Source organism: Streptomyces sp. TRM68367 (assembly GCF_014495685.1).
GTDB lineage: Bacteria > Actinomycetota > Actinomycetes > Streptomycetales > Streptomycetaceae > Streptomyces.
In genome coordinates this window covers 1-23346 of record NZ_JACTVI010000112.1, presented here as the reverse complement: position 1 = coordinate 23346, position 23346 = coordinate 1, and the positions used below count along the sequence as shown (strand labels likewise).

Genomic DNA, 23346 nt, shown 5'->3' with positions numbered 1-23346 from the left:
GCCCTGTCTGGCAAAGGGGAAGGAATCTGCCAGACACCAACCTCCCAACCAGACACACCGTAATTAAGCAGCGACACACCACTAGTGCGCGAAGCGGTCCCGTAGTTCCCGCTTCAGGATCTTCCCGCTGGCGTTGCGCGGGAGCTCGTCGACGAAGACGACCCGCTTCGGTGCCTTGAAGTGGGCGAGCTTCTCGCGGGCGTGGGCGACGAGTTCGGCCTCGGTGACCTCGCCGCGCGGGACGACGACCGCGGTGACGGACTCGATCCACCGCTCGTCGGGCAGGCCGATCACGGCGACCTCGGCGACGGACTCGTGCGTGTACAGGGCGTCCTCGACCTGCCGCGAGGCGACCAGCACGCCACCGGAGTTGATGACGTCCTTCACGCGGTCGACGATCGTGAAGTAGCCCTGGGCGTCGCGCACGGCGAGGTCGCCGGAGCGGAACCAGCCGTCGCGGAAGGCCTCGGCGGTCTCCTCGGGCTTGTCCCAGTAGCCCTCGCACAGCTGCGGGGAGCGGTAGACGATCTCGCCGGGGGTGCCGTCGGGCACGTCCTTGCCGTCCTCGTCGACCACGCGGGCGTCCACGAACAGCACGGGACGGCCGCAGGAGTCCATGCGTCCCTTGTGCTCGTCGGGGCCCAGGACCGTGGCCAGCGGGCCGATCTCGCTCTGTCCGAAGCAGTTGTAGAACGCCAGCTTCGGCAGCCGCTCGCGCAGCCGTTCCAGCACGGGCACCGGCATGACCGACGCGCCGTAGTACGCCTTGCGCAGACCGCTCAGGTCGCGGGTGGCGAAGTCGGGGCGGTTCGCCAGGCCGATCCACACCGTGGGCGGAGCGAACAGGCTGTCCGCCCGGCCTTGTTCGACGAGGTCGAAGAGGCGGTCGCCGTCGGGTGCGTCGAGGACGATGTTTGTCGCGCCGACGGCGAGGCAGGGCAGCAGGAACACGTGCATCTGCGCCGAGTGGTACAGCGGCAGGGCGTGCGCGGGCCGGTCGCCGGCGCTGAGGTCGAGGGCGGTGATGGCGCTCAGGTACTCGTGCACCAGGGCGCGGTGCGTCATCATCGCGCCCTTGGGCAGAGCGGTCGTGCCCGAGGTGTACAGCAGTTGCACCAGCTCGTCGCCGCGTGGCTCCGGACCGTCGTACGCGGGCGCCGTCGCCTGCCGGGCCAGCAGCGAGCCGTCGGCGTCGCGCAGCGGCATCGCCGGTACGCCGTCCGGGAGGTGCCCGGCGAGGCCGGGGTCGGCGAGGACAAGGGCGCTGCCGGACTGGCCGACGATGTAGGCGAGGTCGTCGCCGGTGAGGTTGTGGTTGACCGGCACGTGGACCAGGCCGGCGCGGGCGCAGGCGAGGAAGGCGATCAGGTAGGCGTCAGAGTTGTGACCGTAGGCGCCGACCCGGTCGCCGGGGGTCAGCCCCCGGTCGAGGAGGATGCTCGCCGCGCGGGAGACCGCGGTGTCGAGTTCGTCGTACGTCCAGGTGCGCTCGCCGTACTCCAGCGCGACGCGTGCGGGGGTGCGCCGGGCGCTGCGCCGCAGTACTCCGTCGACCGTGCTGCCGTGTCCGGGCGTCATGACAGACGATCCTGGGTTCACCTCCGGCGAAGGTCAAGCGACCTCACGGAGCGGTGCCGACTCAACCCCGTCGCTGCAAGGGGCGTCCGGCGGGGCGATGGGCTCGAACGCCGTCGCCTTCCACGGCTCCACGACGGCGAACGGCCACGGCCTGCTGCTCGGCAACCCGCGCCGTGGCACGGCAGACGCCGCTTCTGGCAGCCCAGCAGACGATCCCCGGCGAGCTGAACGTCTCCGGCTCCCTGCTGCTCGGCTCGCCGAGCAGCCAGATCGGGTTCACCGCGCGCGTGGCGAGCCACACGGTCTCCACCGGCATCCCCCTGAGTCTCCATCAGCTGAAGCTGGATCCGGCGGACCCGACGCGGTACCTCGTGGACGACAGGCCGCAGCGGATGACACGGCGGACCGTGACCGTCCCGGTCAAGGACGGTGCCCCCGTGACGCGTACACAGTGGTGGACCCGCTACGGCCCGGTCGTCACCTCCCCGGGCGAGGACCTGCCGCTGCCCTGGACGACGACCACGGCCTACGCGCTGCACGACCCCAACGCGACGAACCTGCGGTTCACCGACACCTCACTGGGCTTCGCCCAGGCACGCGGCACCGACGACGTCCTCGCGTCCCTGAAGCGGACTCAGGGCATCCCCTGGGGCAACACCATCGCCGCCGACTCCGCCGGCCACAGCCTGTACACCCAGTCGCAGGTCCTGCCCAGGGTCGCGGCGCCTGCGGGTTCGGCAGGACCCCGGCGCCGTACAGCCGGGGATCTTCGGCCCGGGGCGTATGCCCACCCTGAAGGACGCGCCGTACGCCGAGAACTCCAACCACAGCCCCTGGCTGGCCGACGCGGACCGGCCGCTGACCGGCTACGAGCGGGTCTTCGGCGACATCGGCACGCCGCGTTCGCTGCGCACCCGCGGCGCCCTGGAGGACGTGGCCACGATGGCCGAGCGAGGCGGTCTCACCGTGCGGGACCTGCAACGGCAGCAGTTCACCAACCGGGTTCCCGCGGCCGCCCTCACCGCCGACGACGTGACACGCGCCTGTGCCGCGCTGCCCGGCGTAACCGCGACGGGCAGCGGCGGCAAGACCGTCGACGTGCGCGAGGCGTGCGCCGTCCTCAAGGCCTGGGACCGCACGGTGAACACCGGGAGCCGGGGCGCGCTGCTCTTCGACCGGTTCTGGCGCAAGCTGACGGCGGCCGTGCCCGCCGGCCGCCTGTGGAAGGTGCCGTTCTCGGCCGCCGACCCGCTGGGCACCCCCAACACCCTCGACACGGACGCGCCGGGCTTCGCCAGGTCCCTCGCGGACGCGGTCGCCGAACTGCGCGCCGCGGACATCGCGTTGGAGGCCCCCCTCGGTGAGCACCAGTTCGTCGTAACGGAACGGGCAGGGGGAAGTGGGTGACGTCCCGCTTCTGCGAGCAGGACAATCATGTCCTCGCCGCAGCTCAGGGTGGTCCGGGTGCGCGAGCACCGCTGACCGGGAGCGTTTGCCGACCGCGGAGACCGCCGCCACCGCCGTGGCGCCGCGCCGTGGGCTTCCGGTGCGGACGGGCATCGGCCGGAGGGCGAGCGAGGGCCGGCCAAAGGATGACGCCGGCCTCGCTCCACGCGACCAAGGACCACGCCGCCACGCCGGACGGCCCGGCCGTCACGGCACCCGGCGCGGTTGCCGCGTCGAAGCGTGCGCGGCGCCGTGCGTCACACGGCCCTGCACCGCATACGGCCCCGCTGCCGCGCGTCAGACAGCCCTGTCCCGCCCCTCCCAGTACGGCTCCCGCAACCGCCGCTTGTACAGCTTGCCGTTGGGGTCGCGGGGCATCTCGGCGATGAACTCGACGCTCCTGGGGCGCTTGTACCCGGCGAGCTGCCGGGCGCAGTGGTCCAGGATGTCGGCTGCGAGGGTGGGGCCGGGCTCGTGGCCGGGGGCCGGTTCGACGACGGCCCTGACCTCCTCGCCCCAGTCGTCGTGCGGGATGCCGAAGGCGGCGGCGTCCGCGACGGCGGGGTTGGCGAGCAGCACCGACTCGATCTCGGCGGGGTAGATGTTCACCCCGCCGGAGATGATCAGGTCGATCTTGCGGTCCCGGAGGAAGAGGTAGCCGTCCTCGTCGAGGTGCCCGAGGTCGCCGACGGTGAAGAAGTCACCGATGCGGTTCTTGCGCGTCTTGGCCTCGTCCTTGTGATAGGAGAAGCCGCCGGTGCTCATCTTCATGTAGACGGTGCCGAGTTCGCCGGGCGGGAGCCGGTTGCCGTCGTCGTCGAAGACGGCGAGTTCGCTGATGGGCCAGGCCTTGCCGACCGTGCCGGGTTTCTTCAGCCAGTCCTCCGCGGTGGCGAAGGCGCCGCCGCCCTCGCTGGCCGCGTAGTACTCCTCGACGCAGTTTCCCCACCAGTCGATCATGGCCCGTTTCACGTGGTCGGGGCAGGGGGCGGCGCCGTGGATGGCGTGCCGCATGGAGGACACGTCGTAGCGGGCCCGGACCTCCTCGGGGAGCGCCAGCAGGCGGTGGAACTGGGTGGGGACCATGTGGGTGTGAGTGCACTGGTGGGTGTCGATGAGGCGGAGCATCTCCTCGGGGGTCCACTTGTCCATCAGCACCAGCCCGTGCCCGATGTGCAGGGACGCGCCCGCGAACTGGAGGACGGCCGTGTGGTACAGCGGTGAGCACACGAGGTGCACGTTGTCGTCGAACGGCCGGATGCCGAAGATGCCGAGGAAGCCGCCGAGGTAGGCCTCCTCCGGGGGCTTGCCGGGCAGCGGGCGGCGGATGCCGCGGGGGCGGCCGGTGGTGCCCGAGGTGTAGTTCATGACCCAGCCGAGGGTGCGGCCGGCGGGCGCCGAGCCGGGCTGTCCGTCGAGGAGTTCGGTGTACGGGCGGAAGCCGTCGACGGTGCCGACGGCGTACCGGTGCGTGGCAGGCAGCCCGGCCTCGTCGGCGGCGTCGCGGGCGGCATCGCCGTACCGCTCGTGGGCGAGGAGCACCTTGGCGCCGGAGTCGGCGACGATCCAGGCGATCTCGGGGCCGACGAGGTGGTGGTTGACGGGGACGAGGTAGAAACCGGCCTGGGTGGCGGCGAGGTACGCGGTGAGGAACTCGACGCCGTTGGGCAGCACGACCGCGAAGGCGTCGCCGCGTTCGAGCCCGGCCGCGCGCAGGCCGTGGACGAGCCGGTTGGCGGCGGCGTGCAGACGTCCGGCGGTCCACTCCTCGCCGTCGGGGGCGACGAGGACCGTCCGGTCGGGGTCGGCGGCGGCCTGCGCCCAGAATCCCGCGGGTGCCGTGTGCGTCGTCACTGGCCGCTCCTTCCGGCGATGCGGTAGACGCGGTCCACGGCCTGCTCGAAGCCGCGGGTGAGGTCGTCGAAGACCGCCCGGACGCTGCGCTCGCTGTTCATCCGGCCGACGATCTGCCCGACGGGCGTGCCGAGCAGGGGCTCGACCTCGTACTTCTGGATGCGGGAGACCGCCTCGGCGACCAGCAGGCCCTGCAGCGGCATCGGCAGCGGGCCGGGGCCGTCCGCGTCCTCCCAGGCGTCGGTCCACTCGGTGCGCAGCTGGCGGGCGGGCTTTCCGGTCAGCGCGCGGGAGCGCACGGTGTCGCCGGAGCCGGCCGCGAGGAGTTTGCGGGTCAGGGCGGGCGAGTGCAGGTCGGCCTCGGTGGTGGTCAGCCAGATCGAGCCCAGCCACACGCCCTGGGCGCCCAGGGCGAGCGCGGCGGCGACCTGCCGGCCGCTGCCGATGCCGCCCGCCGCGAGCACCGGCAACGGGCCGACGGCGTCAACGACTTCCGGCGTCAGCACCATGGACGCGATCTCGCCGGTGTGCCCCCCGGCCTCGTACCCCTGCGCGACGACGATGTCGATGCCCGCGTCCTTGTGCTTGACCGCGTGCCGGGCGCTGCCCGCGAGGGCGGCCACCAGCACGCCCTGGTCGTGGGCGCGCCGGACGACGTCCGGGGGCGGTGAGCCGAGCGCGTTGGCGAGTAGCCGGATCGGGTAGTCGAAGGCGACGTCGAGCTGGTTGCGGGCAACCTGCTCCATCCATCCGGTGATGCGCCAGCCGGACGCCTCGCCCTCGGCGAGTTCGGGCACGCCGTACTTGGCGAGGGTGTCCGTCACGAACTGCCGGTGTGCTTCGGGGATCATCGCCTCGATGTCGGCCTCCGTGACGCCCTCGACCTGCTTGGCGGGCATGACGACGTCCAGGCCGTACGGCCTGCCCTCGGCGCGTGCCTCGATCCAGTCGAGGTCGCGTTTGAGTTCGTCGGGTGCCGTGTAGCGGACCGCGCCGAGCACTCCGAAGCCGCCGGCCCGGCTGATGGCCGCGGCGACGGCGGGGAACGGCGTGAAGCCGAAGACGGCGTGCTCGACTCCCAGTTTCTTGCTCAGCTCCGTCTGCATGGGCGCAGGATGCCGGAGTCCACCGGAGGACGGAAGAGGTTATCTGATACTCCGTCAGGTGCGCGCCGGATCCGCTGTCGCCGGTACGGTGTACGGGCACCCCGGGGATGTCCGAGCGGCTCGGCGGGAGGGCTGTCGGTGACCGAAGACGCGGCAGGCAGAGACTTCAACACCGCGTTCCCCGGTGACGAGCACGGGCTCGGCTTCGAGCTCTACCAGCACTGGTACATGGGCGCGCTGGCCACGCCGCGCACCGCCCCGCCGGGGCGAGGAGCCGCAGCAGCACCCGGACGGCTCGGCCACCGGCTGGTCGGGCCACGCCTGGCACCGCCTCACCGCGAACCTCCCGCCCGCGCGCCGCCTCACGCTGCGCTGGCGGTACACCACCGACCGCCTCTACGTCGGCCGCGGCACGTACGTCGACGCCCTGCGCGTCGAGACCCCGGACGGCACCCTCTTCGACGAGACCTACCCGGCAGACGCGGCACGGATCACGGCGACGGGCCTGACGCGGTCGGCAGACTAGGGGGTGCGGTGGGGGTGCGCGGTTCGGGTGCGGCCGGTGGGGGGCAGCCGCCGTAGCTGCAACCGGCAACCGCCGTTCCGTCAGGCGTCCGCTGCCAGCACCGCCATCGCCGCGTTGTGCCCCGGCACCCCGCTCACCCCGCCGCCGCGCACCGCGCCCGCGCCGCAGAGCAGGACGTTCGGGTGCCGGGTCTCCACGCCCCAACGGCCGGTGTCCTCCTGGGCGTACGGCCAGGACAGTTCGCGGTGGAAGATGTTGCCGCCGGGCAGGCGGAGGTCGCGCTCCAGGTCGAGCGGGGTCCTGGCCTCGATGCAGGGGCGGCCGTCGGCATCGGTGGCCAGGCAGTCGGCGAGGGGTTCGGCGAGATGGGCGTCGAGCTGGGCCAGCGTGGACTTCAGCAGTTCCTCGCGTACCGCGTCGTTGTCCCGGGCGAACAGCCGGGCCGGGGTGTGCAGGCCGAAGAGGGTGAGCGTGTGGTAGCCCCGGTCGGCCAGGTCCGGGCCGAGGATCGTGGGGTCGGTGAGCGAGTGGCAGTAGATCTCGGAGGGCGGGGCGGCGGGCAACTCGCCGGACGCGGCCTGGGCGTACGCGGCGGACAGCTGGTCGTACCCCTCGGCGATGTGGAAGGTCCCGGCGAACGCCTCACGCGGGTCGACGGCGCTGTCGCGCAGCCTCGGCAGCCTCTTGAGCAGCATGTTCACCTTGAGCTGGGCGCCCTCGGCGGGCGCCCGGGACGGATCGCCGGCGAGGGCCGCGAGCTCCTGCGGTGCGGCGTTCACCAGGACGTGCCGGGCGGCCACGACGCCGTCCCCGTCCGAAGAACGGTAGGTGACCTCGGCGCTCTGTCCGTCCGTCGCGATCCGCTCCGCCTCGTGACCGGTGGCGATCACGGCGCCGGCCGCCCGCGCGGCCGTGGCGAGCGCGTCCGTGAGCGCGCCCATGCCGCCGACCGGCACATCCCAGGCGCCGGTGCCGCCGCCGATCACGTGATAGAGGAAGCAGCGGTTCTGCACGAGCCCGGGGTCGTGGGCGTCGGCGAAGGTGCCGATGAGCGCGTCGGTGAGGACCACGCCCCGGACCAGGTCGTCGGTGAAGTGCTGTTCGACGGCGACGCCGATCGGCTCCTCGAACAGGGTCCGCCAGGCGTCCTCGTCGTCGACCCTGCGGCGCAGCTCCGCCCGGGTGGGCAGCGGTTCGGTGAGGGTCGGGAAGACCTGCCGGGCGACGCGGCCGGTCATGTCGTAGAAGCGCTGCCAGGCCGCGTACTCGCGGTCCGAGCCGGTGAGCCGGACGAACGCTTCCCGGGTCCGCCGTTCGCCTCCGCCCACGAGGAGTCCGGTGGGCCGACCGCCCCGCTCGGCGGGCGTGTAGGAGGAGACGTTGCGGGCACGCACCCGGAAGTCGAGCCCCAGGTCCCGGACGATCTTCTTCGGCAGCAGGCTGACCAGGTACGAGTACCGGGACAAGCGGGCGTCGACGCCGGGGAACGGGTACGTGGACACGGCCGCGCCGCCGGTGTGGTCCAGCCGCTCCAGCACCAGCACGGAGCGTCCCGCGCGGGCCAGGTAGGCGGCGGCGACGAGGCCGTTGTGCCCTCCGCCGACGATGACTGCGTCGTACCGGCGCCCGTGCGGCAGGTCCTGCGGGCGCTCGTGCGGGCGGGGTCCCTCGGGTACGGTCATGGTTCTTGGTAACACGCGGTGATCCACACCGGCCAGAGGTGGACCGCCACCTGCGCGGCGTCAGTGGTCGCCCGTCCCCTGCTGGCGCAGCGCGGCGACCCTGCGGTACAGCTGGACGGCCTCGGCGCCCCTGCCCAGCTGTTCCAGGCAGTGCGCCTCGTCGTTGCGGCTGGCGAGGGTGTCGGGGTGGGCGGCGCCCAGGACGCGTTCGCGGGCGGCCGCGACCTCGCGGTACTCGGTCAGCGCGTCCGCCCAGCGGCCCAGCCAGCCCAGGCCGACGGCGACCTCGCGTCGGCTGACCAGGGTGTCCGGGTGGTCGGTGCCCAGGACGCGGGTACGCAGCGCGCACACGTCGCGGGAGTCGGCGAGCGCCTCCTCCCAGTGGCCCAGCCGTCCGAGGTTGACGCCGAGGCCGTGCCGGGCGCGCAGGGTCTCGGGGTGCTCCGGGCCCTGGACGCGGGTGCGGTCGTCGATCAGCTCGCGGTACAGCCTCAGTGCATCGGCGCTGCGGCCGAGGCGGCCGAGGCTGATGCCGATCTCGTAGCGGGCGGCGAGCGTGTCGGCGTGGTCGGGGCCGAGGGCGCGGGCGCGGGCCCCGGCGACCTCGCGATAGGTCTCCAGGGCCTCGGTCCAGTGCCCCAACTGGCCGAGTGCGTAGGCCACTTCGTAGCGGGTGACCAGGGTGTCGGGGTGGTCCGCGCCGAGCACCCGGGCGCGGGCCTCGGCGACCTCGCACGCCATGCGGTAGGAGTCCTCCAGGCGGCCGAGGCGGCTGAGATTGAAGGCGAGGTTGTGCCGGCAGCGCAGGGTGTCGGGGTGCTCGGAACCCATGGTGCGCTCCCGGGCGGCGAGCACCGAGGTGTACACCTGGTGGGCGTCGAAGGGGCGGCCCAACTGGCCGAGCACATACGCCATTTCCTGCCGGACGGCGAGCGTGTCGGGGTGGTCCGGACCCAGCACCCGGATCCTGGCCTCGGCCACCTGCTTGTACTCGCGCAGCGCCTCGGCAGTGCGGCCGGTGCGGCTGAGGGTGAAGGCGACCTCGTAGCGGCTGGTGAGGGTGTCGGGGTGGTCGGGGCCGAGCAGGTGGGTGCGTTCGGCGGCGACTGCGCGGTGCACCTCCCCCGCCTCCGTCCAGCGGCCCAGCCGGCCCAGGCTCAGGCCCGCGTTGTGCCGGCCGGCCAGGGCGGTGACGGCCTCCGTCGGCGGGTCCGGCCGCTCGTCCGGTACGACGGGCTCCTCGGCCGGGCCGACCGGGCCGGTCGCGGGGCGGGCGATCCACTCGCCGGACAGTCCCGCCCCCGGGTCGGGGGGTGTGGTGCGCAGCCCGGCGTCGGCTGCCTTGCGGCCGGTGGTCATGCCGCGCGTCCAGGACGGCAGCCGTGCCGCCCCGTGCGCGGCCGGCTCGGGCGGGTCGGTCCGGGGACGGGAGGCGGCCACGGTCGGCACGTGCGCCGGTGCGGTGCGTTCGGAACTGATCCGGCGGGCCAGTTCGCGGGCGTCCTGCGGGCGCCGGCCCGGGTCCTTGGCCAGCAGGTCCAGGATGATCCGTTCAAGGTACTCGGGCAGGTCGGCGCGGTGGCCGCGGGGCGGCGGAGGCGGGGTGTCGCGGTGGCCGACGAGGATCGCCCAGGCGTCGTCGAGATCGAACGGCGGTACCCCGGTGGCGATTTCGTACAGCACACAGCCCAGCGAGTACAGGTCGCTGCGCCGGTCGACCTCCGTGCCGCCGATCTGCTCCGGCGACATGTAGTGCGGGGTGCCCATGGCGATGCCGGTGCCGGTCAGGCGGGCGGTGAAGCCGATGTCGTGGCCGAGCCGGGCGATGCCGAAGTCGCAGATCTTCACGGTGCCGTCGGCGAGCCGAACGATGTTCGCGGGCTTCAGGTCCCGGTGCACGACGCCCTGTTCGTGGCAGTACGCGAGGGCGGCGGCGACCTGCTCGGCGATGTCGACGACGTCGCCGACCGGCAGCGGGTGGTGCTTGTTGTCCTCCAGCAGTTGGCTGAGGTTGCGGCCGTCCAGCAGCTCCATGACGAGGTAGAGGACGCCGTCGGACTCGCCGAAGTCGTGGACGACGGTCACCCCGCGGTGCTGGAGGGCGGCGGCCACGCGCGCCTCGCGCCGGAACCGCTCGCGCAGCACGCGTGTGAAGGACTGCTCGTGGTTCGGGCCCAGCGGCTTGAGGCACTTGACGGCGACGTGCCGGCCCAGCGACTCGTCCCGGGCCCGCCACACCTCCCCCATGCCGCCGCGCCCGACCAGGTCGAGCAGCCGGTACCGGCCGTGGATCAGCCTGCTGTCCCCCATCTCCTGCGCCCGCCCCCGTCGCTGGTCGCCCCGCCCGCCCCTGGCTCGTCCAGTATGGCGACCTCTCGCCCGAGTTTGTACGGTGCCGGACGCGCGCCCGGGCCGAGCCGGGCCATGGCACGCAGGATGTGCTGGGGCGGGAGCTGCCAGCGCAGCAGGGCGGGGACCGCGCGCAGCAGGCGGGCGGTGCGGCGCAGGCGCCGGGTGACGACGGCGGGCGCCGGGGCCGGGCAGCCGTACAGCTCGTGGGCGTACGGCGGGAGGGTGCCGTAGGCGAGGCGGGCCACGCGTCGCCACAGCAGCGCGCGCAGCGGCACCAGCAGCGGATGGGTGGGCGGGCGCAGCAGGAAGTCGTCGACCTCGCGTGCCTCGGGTCCGGCGGCGAGTTCGGGCCGTACGCGCTCGAAGTAGGCGGCCAGCTGGGCCCGGTCGGCGGGGACGGTGCCGGGGTCGAGGCCGACCAGGCGGGCGCTGTGCCGGTGTTCGGCGATGTAGCGGTCGGCCTCGGCGTCGGTGAGCCGGAACCCGGAGCGGCGCAGCACGTGCAGGTAGGAGTCGATCTCGGCGCAGTGCACCCACAGCAGCAGCGCGGCTTCGTCGATGCGGTACCGCTCGCCGGTGTCCGGGTCGGTCGCCCGGAGCATGCTGTGGATCCTGCGGACGCGGGCGCCGGCCCGCTCGGCGGCCTCGGTGGTGCCGTAGGTGGTGGTGCCGACGAAGCTCGCGGTGCGCATCAGCCGGCCCCAGGCCTCGCGCCGGAAGTCCGAGTTCTGTATCACGCCGCGCACCGCACGCGGGTGCAGCGCCTGGAGGTACAGGGCGCGGATCCCGGCGATCCACATCACCGGGTCGCTGTGCGCCTGCCAGGTCACCGAGTCCGGCCCGAACAGGCCCGGATCCGCGTCGGTCATACGGCTCACCTCCGCCCGGTGAACGATGACACAGCTCCAACAACCGGTCGATAGTTCGGTTCCCGGGCGTCCAGTCGTTGAGATTTCACTCATCAGATCAACATTTGGTAAGCCTTTCCTTATAGGCTGACGCGGCCCCAGTCTTGATGGCTGGGGCATCAGCGACATTCCGTACGACAGGACCAGACATGCGCACCACGTCCCGCTGCCTCATCACGGCGCTCGCCCTCACTCCTTTGCTGGCCGGCTGTTTCGCTCAGGGCGACGGCGGCACGGACGGTGTCGGAGCCGGGTCGGGCGGGCGGCTGCGGATCGCCCTGGCCGTGCCGCCGGCGCAGGCGCTGTCGCCGTACAGCAACGACGCGACCGTGCTGAGCAAGCTGTCCGTGGCCGAGGGCCTCACGGCCCTGGACAAGGACGCAGCCGCCAAGCCGGCGCTCGCGAAGTCGTGGAGACGCGAGGGCGGCACGAGCTGGACCTTCGAGCTGCGCAAGGCCGAGTTCCAGGACGGCACCGCGGTCACCGCGCAGTCCGTCGTGAACGCCCTCGACCACGCGAGCAAGGCCACCCCCAAGCCGCGTGTGCTGAGCGACGTGACCCTGACGGCGAAGGCCACGGACGCCGACACCGTCACCCTCACCACCAAGACCCCCGACCCGGTGCTGCCGCTGCGGCTGGCCAGCCCCGCCCTCGCCGTCCTGTCGGCGAAGGCGTACGGCAAGGACGGCGCGGTCAGCCCGGTCGGCACCGGCACCGGCCCCTTCGAGATCACCCGGCTCAGCGGCAAGACCAAGGCGGCGCTCACCCGCTTCGACGGCTACTGGGGCGGCAAGGCGAAGGCACCGGGCATCGACGTGCAGTGGATCGCGGACGGCACCGCCCGCGCCAACGCGCTGCGCAGCGGCGACGTCGACGTCGCCGAGTGGATCCCCACCGCCCAGGCCAAGCTGCTCAAGGCGGACACGCGGCACGAGGTGCCCTCGGTGCGCACCGACAGCCTGGTTCTCAACACCGGCAGCGGCCTGTTCACCGACCCGGGTCTGCGCGCCGCCGCCCGCGAGGCCGTGGACGGCTCCGCCCTCGTCGGCTCCGTCTTCGGCGGGTACGCCGACCCCGCACAGGGCCTGTTCGGGCCTGCCGTCCCCTGGGCCGCCGACAAGCGCGTCGCGGTGACCGGCCGGGCCAAGGCGGCGAGCACCGCCCAGGTCAAGGCGGAGACGAACGGCCGGACGCTGCGCCTGGCGACCTACACCAACCGCGCCGAGCTGCCCGAGGCCGCGACCGTGCTGCAACAGCAGCTGGAAAAGGCCGGGTTCACGGTCAAGCAGGACGTGCGCGAGTACACGCAGATGGAGGCCGACCTGCTGGCCGGCAAGTACGACGCCCTGGTCTTCTCGCGCGTGACGCTCCTCGACACCGGCGACGCGGTCGACTACCTCGCCAGTGACTTCACCAGCAACGGCGTCTACAACATCGCGGGCCTGAAGGACCCCGCGGTCGACAAGGCCATCCGGGCCGCCGCGGAGGAGGCCGGCACCGAGCACCGGCAGCAGAAGATCATGCAGGCGGAGGCGGCGGTCCTGCGCACCGACGCCGTCGTGCCGCTGGTCCACGAGAAGGCCGTGCAGGGCATCGCCCCCGACGTCGAGGGTGTCCTCCTCGACCCGCGCGAGCGCTCCCTCGTCGACGTCGACACGCACCTGAAGTAAGCCGGGATGACCGCCACCCTCCCCCACGCCACCGGACACCCGGTGCGGTGGCGTGCGGTCGCCGGCCGGCTGCTCGCCGGGGCCGGGCTGCTCACGGCCGTCGCCCTGCTGCCGTGGCTGTCCGGGAACGACCCCGCGCGTACGGTGCTGCGCGCCCGGTCCGCCGACCAGAATCCGACGCCCGCGCAACTGGCCGCCGTACGGGAGCAGCTGGGTCTCGACGACGGGCCGCTCGCGCACCTGGCGCACTGGCTGGGCGGTCTGCCGCGCGGGGACGCGGGCGTGTCGTGGGTGTCGGGCGAGGCGGTGCTGCCGCAGGTGACGACCGCGCTTTCGGTGTCACTGACGCTGATGCTGGGTGCGCTCGTGGTCACCGTCGCCGTGGCCGCGCTGGTGTGCGCCCGCACGGTCCACCTCGGCGCGCGGCGGCGGCTGCGTCGGGACCGGGCGGGCACCGGGGCGGCGGTGCTGGCCGCGCTGCCGAAGTTCGTGCTCGCCTCGCTGCTGGCCACGGTGTGCGGGGTGTGGTGGGGCCTGTTCCCGTCCAGTGGGTGGGAGGGGCCGCAGTCGATGGTGCTGCCCTCGCTCGCCCTCGGCATCCCGTCCGGCGCGATGATCGGCGGGCTACTCGACCAGGCGCTGCCCGCCGCCTTCCACGAGCCGTGGGCACGCACGGCGTACGCCGTCGGGCTCCCGCCCCGGCACATCGCCCGGGACGCGCTGCGCCGCACACTGCCGGGCGTGCTGCCGCAACTGCTGCCGACGGTCGTGGCGCTGGTCGGGGGCGCGGTCGCGGTGGAGCAGATCTTCAACATCCCGGGGCTCGGCCGGCTCGCCCTGGAGGCCGCCGTCGCCCAGGACCTGCCGGTGCTGCAGACCGCGACGCTGGCCCTCGTCCTGCTGGGCGTGGCCGCCGGCCTGCTGATCCGCGCCGCGCGGCACGCGCTGCTGGGACGGCCGCTGCGGGACGGCTCACTGCCCACCCTGCACCGGCCGGCCCTGGCGCCGCCGCGCTCGCTGCGCTGGGTCGCCGGTGCGTGTGCCGTCGTCCTGCTCGGGCTCGTGGTGGCGGGGCTGCTGCGCGACCCCGCGCAGGTGGATACGGCGGCCCGGCTGGTGCCGCCCTCGCTTGAGCATCCGCTGGGTACCGACGCCCTCGGCCGTGACCTGCTGGCCCGGCTGGGCCACGGGGCGCTGCGCACGGCGGGCGTCGCCCTCGCGGTCACGGCGGTCAGCGCGGTCACCGGGCTCCTGCTGGGCCTGGTGCCGCGGGCGAGCGCCGGCGTCACGGAAGTCGTGGCGACGCTGCCCGCCGTCCTCGCGGGGCTGCTGATCGCCGGGGTGACCGGGCCGTCGGTGTGGGGAGCGGCGGGCGCGGTGTGCGTGGTCGGCTGGAGCCCGTACGCCGCGCAGTCCGCCGCGCTGCTCGAACAGGAGCGGGCGAGCGGCCACATCGCCGCGTCGGTCGCGCTCGGCGCCGGCCGCGGGCACCTGCTGCGCCGCCATCTGCTGCCCGCGGTCGTCCCCGCACTGCTGCGCAACGCCCTGCTCCGGCTGCCCACGACCGTCCTGGTGCTGGCCTCCCTCGGCTTCCTCGGCCTGGGCGAACAGCCGCCCACGCCCGAGTGGGGCCGGCTGCTGTCGGAGAACCAGCCGTACGTCGAACTCGCCCCCTGGACGGTGCTCGGGCCGGCCGGGGCGCTCGTCGTGCTCTCGGTGCTCGCGGTGTCGGCGAGCGCGCTGGGGCGGGAGAAGGCCACGCGCGCGTGAGCCGGGGGCCGCCCCACGCGCGCGTGGGGCGGGCATCGAAGGCAGAAGCACAGCAGCGGCGGACGATCTCCTGCGGAGCAAGGTTTCCCCAGCCCCATTCGATGTCGCCCGCGTAGCCCCGGCAGGCAACGTTCCCAGGCCTGCGCAGCGATCAGGTCGGCAGCGGTCCCGTGTTCGCAGCTGCCGGGCGGTCATCCCTCGTCACCCAAATGCTCTGCAGACGCAAGCGCTCCTTGCGAAGATCGCCGGCCATCAGGGACCCGGTTTGCCCACGAGGGCGGTCCGTGCGGCACCACGCGGGCGGGCCCGGATGGTGGGGCTGTGCAGGTAATGGCCTTGCGGGGGATGCCGGCAGTGAGGGCACGCCGGTGCTTTTCCGGCCAGAGCCCCGGTGTCTGCAGTTCGTGGCCGAGCCGGGTCAGGATCTTCGCGGAGATGCTCTTCGTTGAGCCGAGTTCGGGAGTCAGCTCCTGCGCCAAAGCGCGGTGTCGTCCCACTGGTCCAAGATGTCGTCGAACGGCGCCTCACCGGGTGAGGCTGCATCGCCGCGCAGGGATTGCTCGGCCCAGATGACCTTGCCGCGGGCGGTGTACCGGGTGCCCCAGCGTTGGGTGAACTGAGCGATGAGGAACAGGCCGCGACCGCACTCGTCCGTGGTGGCTGCCCGGCGATGCGGAGAGGTGCTGCTGCCGTCGGAGACCTCACAGATCAGGACGGAGTGGTCCTGCAGCAGGCGGAGCCGGATGGGGGCGGCGCCGTATCGGATGGCGTTGGTGACCAGCTCGCTGACGATCAGCTCGGTGGTGAAGGCCATGTGGTCCAGACCCCATGCCCCCAGCCGACGGGCGCAGGCGGCGCGGATGGAGGCGACGGCGGTGGGGTCACCCGGCACGTCCCACTCGGCGACCTGGTGGGCATCCAGTATCCGGGTGCGGGCCACGAGCAGGGCGATGTCGTCGGAGGGTCGAGGGGGCAGCAGCGCGTCGATCACCGTCTGACAGGTCTGTTCCGGAGTCTGGTCGGGGTGGGCCAGGGCCCTTTGCAGAAGGCTGAAGCCGGTGTCGAGGTCACGGACGCGGTTCTCGACGAGTCCGTCGGTGAAGAGGGCCAGCCGGCTGCCGGCGGGCAGTTGCAGATCGGCGGTCTCGAACGGCAGGCCGGAACCGAGGCCCAGGGGTGGGGAGATGGGAACGGTGGGGAAGGTGACGACTCGGAGCCCGGTGACCTCGCGCTGCTCCGCGTCCGCCGGCAGGTCCAGCAGCCGCCGCGCCTCGTCATTGGCCAGCAGCAGCCGCCCGTCACTCCCGACGATCAGCACGCTCTCCCGCACGGCATGGAGCACCGCGTCATGATGCTCGTACATCCGGGTCATCTCGGCCGGCTCGAGGCCACGGGTCTGGCGCCGCAGGCGCCAGCTCACCAGCGCCGATCCTCCCCCGGCCAGCACCAGCGCGCCGCTCGCACCGCCGAGGAGCACGGGCAGCTGCCGCTGCACCTCTTTGTTGACGCTTTTGACCGTGATCTCGGGGTAGACGACGCCGGCGACGGAGCCGTCCGGCCGGAAGACGGGAACCGCCGCGTACACGGACAGGCCCAGCGGGTCCACCACGATGTGGGTGAACGACTCGCCGTGCGCCGCCTTCTTGTACGGGCCTACGACGTGCTTCCCGATCAGTTTCGGATCGGGGTGGGCGATCCGAATCCCCTCCGTGGTCGACACCACGATGCCGTCGAGGCCGCCCCGAGTCTGAGCTGCCTCGGCGCGCGGCTGCAGGACGGCGGACGGATCGGGGCCGTCCAGCGCCTCCACGATCCCCGGAGAGTTCGCGGAACGCCTCGCCGACGGCGAGAACCTCGCTGCGCGCCGCCTCCGTCCCTTGGCGCCGGGCCTGCAGCACCAGCGCCACAACCGTCGCGGCGACGAGCACCACCACCACCGCGAGCTGCAGGAGGAATACCTGAGCGGCGACGCTGCGCGGGCTCGGCAGCGAGCGCTGACGACGTCCCCGCGACCGATGTGGGACTTCCCGCTCGTCCTCAGACTGAGCGCTCCGTGTAGACCGCTGTCTGAAATGCGCCGATGTACCCATGTCAGGCAATGTGGAAGACGGATTCGAGTCCGTCGGTCTGCACGGTGATACCCAGACCGGGGAGGGTCGGCGCCGCACCGCGCCCCTGCCAGGAGCGCGGCTGGTACCCGGCGACGTGTCCGTCGGTCCAGTCGTTCATGAACGAGGCGTTCTGGAAGTTCTCCGGCTTGGTGCTCGCCGCCAGGTGGCTCACCGCCGCGGAGACGATGTCGCCGCCCCAGGTGTCCTCGACCGAGACCATCAGGTCGAGGTCCTGCATGAGGTCGCGCATGCGTGCCGCCTGGGTCAGCCCTCCCACACGACTGATCTTGATGTTGATGGACACGGCGCCCGCGTCGGACTTGGCGCGGAAGACATCGGTCGCGGTGAGAATGGACTCGTCGAGCACCAGCGGAAGGCTGGAGTGGCGCATCGCGAAGATGCAGTCGTCGGTTTCGCGGCAGGGCTGCTCGATGACGACCGGAAGGTCGGCCATGGCCCGCACGGCGATCTGGGCTGCTCGCAGGTTCCAGCCACCGTTCGAGTCGGCGACCACCAGGGTGTCGGGCGCGGCCACGTCCACGACGGCGCGCGTGCGGTCGGCGTCCTCCAGGGGATGATTGCCGACCTTGAGCTGGAAGCGCTTGATACCGGCCTCTTGACGGCGGACCACGAAGTCGGCCATCTCGTCCGGCCACGTCAGGGGAACCGCCTCATAGAGCGGGAAGTCCTCCTGCAGCACACCGCCGAGCAGAGCGGCGACCGGCTTCCCGCAGGCCTTGCCGAGCAGGTCCCAGCACGCGACGTCGACGGCGGCCTTGGCATAGCCACCGCCGAGGAGGACGCCGTCCAATGTGCGGCGAATCGCGGACAGCTTGGTCGGGTCCCGACCGAGGAGCGCCGGGGCCATCGTGTGCAGCGCCGCGCGTACCTCGGCCCAGTGGGTGGGCAGGTAGCGGTTGCCGAGAGGCGTGATCTCACCCCACCCCTCGAGCCCCTCGTCGGTGCGCAGGCGGACCAGCGTACCGATCTCGGACGTCGCCGCGCGGCCGCCGGACATGACGTACTCGCCGTGGGCATAACGCAGGTTGTAGCCGAAGCAGTCGATGCCGACCACTTTCATCTCGTCATCCTCTTTCTCGGCATGATCATGGGGGCGTTTTTCACGAGTGGTGGTGGCGCAATGCGCCCTGCCGGATCGGCGACAGCCTGAGAGCACGTCATCTCTCCGGCTGTCGTGTCCGCAAGTTCTGGTCAGCCGATCAGGCGCGGCTTTCCGACCTCGGCCGCGCTGGCTTCCAGGCCGTTCTTGGTGAGGATCTTCGCGAGTTCGCCATTGCTGCGCAGGGCCGCGATGTCCTCGTTGACGGCCTTGAGCATGTCCTCGTGACCCTTGGGCATCGGGAAGGTGGACTGGGCGGCCTCGACGGATGCGGCGACCTTGTCGAAGGGCTTGGCCTTCTCGACCTTCAGATCCCTGCCCTTGGTCGAGTACACGGCGGCGCCATAGGCGTCGACGCACACGTCGACGCGGCCGGCCTGAAGGTCCTGGTAGCAGTTCACGCCCGAGGGGTACGTCTTGAGCTTGCCGCCGAGGTAGTTCTTGAGGTCCGCGACCCACAGGTAGCCCTCCACCGTCCCGACGGTGAGCCCCTTGGATTTCAGGTCCGGGACGGCGCTCACGCCCTGCTTCGACACGAGCGCCATGTCGTCGAGGTAGAGCGGGTCGGACAGATCGAGCACCTTCGCCCGTTCCGCGGTGCGGTACCAGTCTCCGGCCGCCAGGTCGGCCCGCCCGGCCTGCGCCGTCGGGATGACGGCGGCGGCGCCGGCGGCCTTGACGGACACGGTGAGACATTCCATCTGCGCGATCGCCTTGACGATGTCCCCGTCGACGCCGGTGAGGTCGTTCCCCTGGACCTTGCTGAACGGCGGAATGTCGAAGCTCACCACGGTGAGCGTGCCCTTGCTCATCGTCTTGAACTCGTGCTTGGGCTTGCAGTCGGCACTGACGGTGGTCTTGGCTGATTGGCCTCCACAGCCCGAGAGCGTGGCCACGGCCAGGAGCGTGACGGCGGCCATGGCTGCGGGAAACTTGCTGTTCATGTTTCTCCCTGGTGTTTCTGTGACCGGGTGAACGCAGGCACGTTCTTGTCCCGGGGTCGATGGGGCTCCGGCTCTGTTGGTCGGTGCCGTGCCACGGGCCGGATCCGCGACAGCCGGTGCATCCGGGTTCTCAGACATGCCGGGCGAGACGGCGCTCGACGCGCTCGGACAGCCAACTGGCCGGGATGGTGATGGACAGGTACATGAGGCCCGCGAGGGAGAGGACGCTCAGGTACTTGAACGTGGAGGAGCCGTACGAGTACGCGGCAGCCAGCAGTTCGGGCACGGCGATCGAGTAGGCGAGCGAGGTGGCCTGGAAGATCAGGATGGACAGGCCCATGAGGGCGGGGATGGCGACGCGCAGCCCCTGGGGGATCACGATGAAGCGCAGGACGGAGAGGCGGCTCATGCCGAGGGCGTCCGCTGCTTCCAGTTGTCCCTGCGGAACGGACTGCAGGCCGCCGCGGATGATCTCGCTCGCGTAGGCGCCGGTGGTCAGGGCGAGGGCGAGCGTCGCGGAGACGACGTTGCTCAGCGACAGTCCCTGCTCGGGCAGCCCGAAGTAGACGATCTGCAGCATCACCAGCGCCGGCGTGCCACGTCCGATCTCGACGAGGGCGATGACGACGTAGCGGACCGGCACGACGCGTGACGCGGAGCCGAGTGCCAGCAGCAGCCCCAGCGGCATGCCGAGGGCGAGACTCCCGGCGACCAGCTGAGCGCTGATCTTGATTCCGTCCCAGAGCTGGGGGAAGGCATCCGTCCAGTCGGTGAGGAAGCTCATCGGGCCACCCTTCGCTGCAGGCGCCGGTCGAGGGAGCGGGACAGCGCCGCGCAGACCGCCGACAGGACGATGTAGAGGACGGCCGCCACCAGGAACGGCTTGATCGCCTCACCGGTCGTGCGCGACTGCTCGTTCGCAAAGTAGAGGATCTCCATGACGCCGAGAGTGAAGGCCACCGAGGAGTCCTTGAACAGGCCGATGCCGTAGTTGGCCGTCGCCGGCACGGAGATACGGAAGACCTGCGGGGCGATGATCTTGCGAACGATCGCCAGGCCGCTCATGCCCAGGGCCCTGCCGGCCTCCCACTGGCCGTGGTGCACCGCGGCCAGCCCGCCGCGGTAGATCTCCGCCATGTAGGCGCAGGAGATGAGACCCATGCCGGCGATCGATGCCTCCAGCGGGTCGATCCCCGGCAGCGAATTACCGAGGCCGAAGTAGATGATGAACAGCCACACCAGCGGCGGGATGCCCCGCAAGACCTCGATCAGGGAGCGGGACAGGAAGCGGAGCGGCGCCCGGTCCGAGAGGCGTGCCACGACGAGCGGAAGGCCGCCCACGATGCCGATCCCGAGACTCGCGCCGGTCAGCAGCAGCGTCGTCGGCACCCCTTTGAGCACCGCCAGAACCATGTCAGACCCCATCGCGGTCCACCGCCCTGAGGAACTGCCGGGTCCGGGCGTGCGAGGGCGCAGCGAAGATGTCGGTCGGCTTGCCCTCTTCGATGACAGCCCCGTCGGCCATGACGACGAGATGGTCGGAGACGTCCCGCGCGAACTCCATCTCGTGGGTGACCACCACCATGGTCATGCCGTCGTCGGCGAGCTCCCGCATCACCGTCAGCACCTCAAGACCCAGCTCGGGATCGAGCGCGGAGGTGGGCTCGTCGAAGAGCATCACCGCGGGATCGAGGGCCAGGGCGCGCGCGATCGCGATGCGCTGCTGCTGGCCTCCTGAGCAGCGGTTCGGGTACTGCTCGGCCTTGTCCGCGAGCCCCACGCGCTCCAGCAGCGCGAGACCGCGCTCACGGGCTTGCGTCGGGCTGCGGCCGAGCACCTGCTCCTGAGGGAGCGTGATGTTGCGCAGCACGGTCAGGTGCGGGAAGAGGTTGAACGACTGGAACACCATGCCCACGACGCTGCGCAGCTTCGCGAGGTCCTTGGACTTGATCTGACTGCCTGCGTCGATGCTCGTGCCGGCGACGACGATGGTGCCGCTGTCGGGCCGTTCGAGCAGATTGACACAGCGCAGCAGCGTGCTCTTTCCCGCGCCGCTCGGACCGATGATGGCCGCGACCTCGCCCTGGGCCACAGACAGCGACACGTTGTCGACAACGGTGTGGTCGCCGAATCGCTTCACGACGTTGTCGAGCTCGATGGCCTTCTTCTTGCTTGCCAAGGTTCTTGTCTCCGATTTGGGCCAACCGTTGACCGGTGGCCTGGGCCCGGCACAGGCGCGGGCTTGGCGGACAGGCCGAACCACTCGGGCCTGAGGTGTAATACCTCACTGAGCATCGGGGGCAGGCCGGTGGCTGTCAAGAGTCCGGATCCGGAGCTCGGATCACCATCGCGTTGCGATCGCACAGACGACCCATAACGGGCACATACACGGAAGTACGCCCGCGGGCGAGCGGGGGCGTCGAACCGGTCCCCGAAGGGGTCAGGCCCCGTCTTCCGCCCGGCCGGCCCAGATGCCGCGGCTGTGGGTGAGGTGCTTGCGCATGAGTGCGGCGGTCAGCTCCCCGTCGCCCGCGGTGATCGCGTCCACGATGGCGAGGTGCTCCTCGCCGGACTGGGTCAGCTCACCCTGGTCCGCCAGCTTCTGCAGGCCTTCCATGCGCGCCTGGTCGCGCAACTGGCCGACCATGGCGACAAGTCGGCGGTTGCCCAGCAGCTCCAGCAGGCCGAGGTGGAACTGCCGGTCCAGGTCCAGGAAGGAGACCAGGCCCCCCTCGCGCGCGGCGTCGGTGATCTGCTCGGCGAGTTGCCGGAACCGCGCCACAGGTGCCCGGTCGGCGAGCTCGGCGAGCTCGACCATCGCCGGGACCTCCAGCATGGTGCGCACGCGGAAGATCTCTTCGAGATCGTGGTCGGTGAGCACCGGAACCCTGAAGCCCCGGTTGCGGATGACCTCCACCATGCCTAGGTTGGCCAGATCCATGACGGCCTCGCGGACCGGGGTGACGGAGACCCCCAGTTCCGAGGCCACGTTGATGACACTCTCCACCTGGCCGGGCTCGATCTGTCCCAGCACGATCCGGGTGCGCAGCGCCTCCCGCGCCTGCTGGCGGAGGCTGACCGACTTGAGTTGCGCACCGCGCGCCTGCGCCCCCGCCGGACGAGAAGTAGTCATGCCCAATGCATAACACAGAACTTCAGGCCTGTACGACGCCCCTTCACGACATCCCTTCTTGCCGTGGGGCGTAAGGTGTAATACCTTACTCCGCGTTCTCCTGCGGAGAAGCAGTCGAGGAAACGCCCAACGAGGATGTGGAGTGCCATGAAGGCGATGACCGTCGGTGAGCCTGAGATCCGCGAGGCAGTGACGATGAAGGAGGCGATCGACGCCGTACGGCAGGCCTTCGTCGATCTGGCCGGCGGGGAGTTCGAGATGCCCACCCGCACCGCGCTGCGGGACGGGCAGTTCCTGGTGATGTCGGCTCATCACCGGTCGACCGCCTCCGCCATGTTCAAGACGCTGAGCCTGAACTTCGACCGCACGCCCGCCATCACGGGCACCGTGATCTGGAGCGAGACCGGCCGCCTGGACCACCTGGTCGCCGACGCCGGAGCGGTGACGGCCCTGCGCACCGGCGCGGTCGTCGGCGTCGCCACCGACCTCCTCGCCCCGCCCGAGGCCGGGCGGCTCACCCTGGTCGGCGCCGGCGGACAGGCCCTCGACCAGGTCCGCGCCGTCCACACGGTCCGGCCCCTGCGTCAACTGACCGTGGTGGACGCCGATCTGGGCCGCGCGCGAGACCTCGTCGAACGTCTGACACCCGAACTGGCGGGGGTGGAACTGCTCACCGCGACCGACGCCGTGTCGGCGGTCCGGCGGGCCGAGATCGTCTGCTGCGCGACCAACGCGACCAGCCCGCTCTTCCCCGAATCGGCGCTGCCCGCCCAGGTGCACGTCAACGCCATTGGCGCGTATCGCCCCACCATGCGCGAACTGCCCGACGAACTGCTCGCCGGCAGCACGGTCGTCGTCGACGAACTGGATGCGATCCTGGAGGAGTCCGGCGAGATCATCCACGCGCTCGAAGCCGGCGCCATCACCAAGGACGCCCTCACGGGGCTCGGGACCGCACTGACCGCCCCCAGCGCCGAGTACGGCAAGCGGACGGTGTTCAAGTCCGTCGGTGTCGCCGTACAGGACTGGGCCATCGCCCGCCTCCTGGCCGACAAGTTCCTCGCCTGACAGTGAGGATGTGACGTGGTGACGCCGCTGGTGGGTCTGACCCCTCGCCTGACTGACGTCTCGACTGTCCTGTTTGGG

At 71.7% G+C, this 23346-nt stretch carries 16 protein-coding genes and 2 pseudogenes; 5 read left to right on the top strand and 13 right to left on the bottom strand.

The features are described 5' to 3' along the window. Positions 1–81: 81 nt before the first annotated feature. A complete protein-coding gene (locus H8R17_RS39065; RefSeq protein ID WP_187827940.1) occupies positions 82–1578 on the bottom strand; it encodes an acyl-CoA synthetase in 1497 nt (498 codons plus the stop codon). Between the two features lie 10 nt (positions 1579–1588). Here H8R17_RS39065 and H8R17_RS39060 point away from each other — a divergent pair. Continuing rightward, a pseudogene (locus H8R17_RS39060) lies at positions 1589–2958 on the top strand (penicillin acylase family protein); the annotation flags it as partial. Positions 2959–3321: 363 nt separating this feature from the next. Here the strand turns inward: H8R17_RS39060 and H8R17_RS39055 are convergent. Beyond that, positions 3322–4878, bottom strand: coding sequence for an acyl-CoA synthetase (locus tag H8R17_RS39055; RefSeq protein WP_187827939.1), 1557 nt, complete (start codon positions 4876–4878; stop codon positions 3322–3324). Beyond that, positions 4875–5984: a nitronate monooxygenase family protein gene (locus tag H8R17_RS39050; protein WP_187827938.1), complete on the bottom strand. Its 1110-nt coding sequence runs from the start codon at positions 5982–5984 to the stop codon at positions 4875–4877. The genes H8R17_RS39055 and H8R17_RS39050 overlap by 4 nt, the downstream gene beginning before the upstream one ends. A 162-nt stretch (positions 5985–6146) precedes the next feature. Here H8R17_RS39050 and H8R17_RS39045 point away from each other — a divergent pair. After that, positions 6147–6510, top strand: a pseudogene (locus H8R17_RS39045) (hypothetical protein); the annotation flags it as partial. A gap of 80 nt (positions 6511–6590) precedes the next feature. Here the strand turns inward: H8R17_RS39045 and H8R17_RS39040 are convergent. The 3 genes from H8R17_RS39040 to H8R17_RS39030 are packed head-to-tail and all read right to left on the bottom strand — an operon-like array spanning position 6591 to position 11413. Next, on the bottom strand, positions 6591–8192 hold the full coding sequence (locus tag H8R17_RS39040) for an NAD(P)/FAD-dependent oxidoreductase (protein WP_187827937.1): 1602 nt from the start codon (positions 8190–8192) through the stop codon (positions 6591–6593). 60 nt (positions 8193–8252) lie between these two features. Beyond that, on the bottom strand, positions 8253–10502 hold the full coding sequence (locus tag H8R17_RS39035) for a serine/threonine-protein kinase (RefSeq protein ID WP_187827936.1): 2250 nt from the start codon (positions 10500–10502) through the stop codon (positions 8253–8255). Further along, on the bottom strand, positions 10484–11413 hold the full coding sequence (locus H8R17_RS39030; RefSeq protein ID WP_187827935.1) for an oxygenase MpaB family protein: 930 nt from the start codon (positions 11411–11413) through the stop codon (positions 10484–10486). The genes H8R17_RS39035 and H8R17_RS39030 overlap by 19 nt, the downstream gene beginning before the upstream one ends. A 188-nt stretch (positions 11414–11601) precedes the next feature. Between H8R17_RS39030 and H8R17_RS39025 the strand changes: the two genes are divergently transcribed. Both H8R17_RS39025 and H8R17_RS39020 read left to right on the top strand, forming a co-directional pair. Beyond that, positions 11602–13122, top strand: a complete 1521-nt coding sequence (locus H8R17_RS39025) for an ABC transporter substrate-binding protein (RefSeq protein ID WP_187827934.1) — start codon at positions 11602–11604, stop codon at positions 13120–13122. A 6-nt stretch (positions 13123–13128) separates the two neighbouring features. Next, the gene (locus tag H8R17_RS39020) at positions 13129–14892 is read left to right on the top strand and encodes an ABC transporter permease subunit (protein WP_187827933.1); all 1764 of its coding nucleotides are present in this window, start codon (positions 13129–13131) and stop codon (positions 14890–14892) included. Between the two features lie 463 nt (positions 14893–15355). Here the strand turns inward: H8R17_RS39020 and H8R17_RS39015 are convergent, their stop codons facing one another. The 7 genes from H8R17_RS39015 to H8R17_RS38985 all read right to left on the bottom strand — a co-directional run bounded on the left by H8R17_RS39015 (position 15356) and on the right by H8R17_RS38985 (position 22200). Then, entirely contained in the window at positions 15356–16702 is a 1347-nt protein-coding gene (locus H8R17_RS39015; protein WP_399477877.1) for a SpoIIE family protein phosphatase, read from the bottom strand. Between the two features lie 281 nt (positions 16703–16983). Then, positions 16984–18084 (bottom strand): mandelate racemase/muconate lactonizing enzyme family protein, encoded by a 1101-nt coding sequence (locus H8R17_RS39010; RefSeq protein WP_187827932.1) that lies wholly within the window; start codon positions 18082–18084, stop codon positions 16984–16986. Positions 18085–18215: 131 nt separating this feature from the next. Further along, positions 18216–19067, bottom strand: a complete 852-nt coding sequence (locus H8R17_RS39005; RefSeq protein ID WP_187827931.1) for an ABC transporter substrate-binding protein — start codon at positions 19065–19067, stop codon at positions 18216–18218. Between the two features lie 130 nt (positions 19068–19197). After that, positions 19198–19851, bottom strand: coding sequence for an amino acid ABC transporter permease (locus tag H8R17_RS39000; protein WP_187827930.1), 654 nt, complete (start codon positions 19849–19851; stop codon positions 19198–19200). Then, a complete protein-coding gene (locus tag H8R17_RS38995) occupies positions 19848–20480 on the bottom strand; it encodes an amino acid ABC transporter permease (RefSeq protein ID WP_187827929.1) in 633 nt (210 codons plus the stop codon). The genes H8R17_RS39000 and H8R17_RS38995 overlap by 4 nt, the downstream gene beginning before the upstream one ends. Position 20481: 1 nt before the next feature. Further along, complete coding sequence (locus H8R17_RS38990) at positions 20482–21246, bottom strand: amino acid ABC transporter ATP-binding protein (protein ID WP_223125987.1); 765 nt, start codon at positions 21244–21246, stop codon at positions 20482–20484. A gap of 261 nt (positions 21247–21507) precedes the next feature. After that, positions 21508–22200, bottom strand: coding sequence for a GntR family transcriptional regulator (locus tag H8R17_RS38985; RefSeq protein WP_187827928.1), 693 nt, complete (start codon positions 22198–22200; stop codon positions 21508–21510). Positions 22201–22347: 147 nt separating this feature from the next. Between H8R17_RS38985 and H8R17_RS38980 the strand changes: the two genes are divergently transcribed. Continuing rightward, positions 22348–23268 carry an ornithine cyclodeaminase family protein gene (locus H8R17_RS38980; protein ID WP_187827927.1) on the top strand — a complete coding sequence of 307 codons (921 nt, stop codon included), beginning with the start codon at positions 22348–22350 and terminating at the stop codon, positions 23266–23268. Positions 23269–23346 lie beyond the last annotated feature (78 nt).

Coding starts and splice junctions, on each gene's coding strand:
- H8R17_RS38995 (WP_187827929.1), bottom strand. CDS start 20,480: ATGGTTCTGGCGGTGCTCAAAGGGGTGCCGACGACGCTGCTGCTGACC.
- H8R17_RS39010 (WP_187827932.1), bottom strand. CDS start 18,084: ATGAAAGTGGTCGGCATCGACTGCTTCGGCTACAACCTGCGTTATGCC.
- H8R17_RS39005 (WP_187827931.1), bottom strand. CDS start 19,067: ATGAACAGCAAGTTTCCCGCAGCCATGGCCGCCGTCACGCTCCTGGCC.
- H8R17_RS39000 (WP_187827930.1), bottom strand. CDS start 19,851: ATGAGCTTCCTCACCGACTGGACGGATGCCTTCCCCCAGCTCTGGGAC.
- H8R17_RS39025 (WP_187827934.1), top strand. CDS start 11,602: ATGCGCACCACGTCCCGCTGCCTCATCACGGCGCTCGCCCTCACTCCT.
- H8R17_RS39030 (WP_187827935.1), bottom strand. CDS start 11,413: ATGACCGACGCGGATCCGGGCCTGTTCGGGCCGGACTCGGTGACCTGG.
- H8R17_RS39050 (WP_187827938.1), bottom strand. CDS start 5,984: ATGCAGACGGAGCTGAGCAAGAAACTGGGAGTCGAGCACGCCGTCTTC.
- H8R17_RS39020 (WP_187827933.1), top strand. CDS start 13,129: ATGACCGCCACCCTCCCCCACGCCACCGGACACCCGGTGCGGTGGCGT.
- H8R17_RS39040 (WP_187827937.1), bottom strand. CDS start 8,192: ATGACCGTACCCGAGGGACCCCGCCCGCACGAGCGCCCGCAGGACCTG.
- H8R17_RS38985 (WP_187827928.1), bottom strand. CDS start 22,200: ATGACTACTTCTCGTCCGGCGGGGGCGCAGGCGCGCGGTGCGCAACTC.
- H8R17_RS39035 (WP_187827936.1), bottom strand. CDS start 10,502: ATGGGGGACAGCAGGCTGATCCACGGCCGGTACCGGCTGCTCGACCTG.
- H8R17_RS39065 (WP_187827940.1), bottom strand. CDS start 1,578: ATGACGCCCGGACACGGCAGCACGGTCGACGGAGTACTGCGGCGCAGC.
- H8R17_RS38980 (WP_187827927.1), top strand. CDS start 22,348: ATGAAGGCGATGACCGTCGGTGAGCCTGAGATCCGCGAGGCAGTGACG.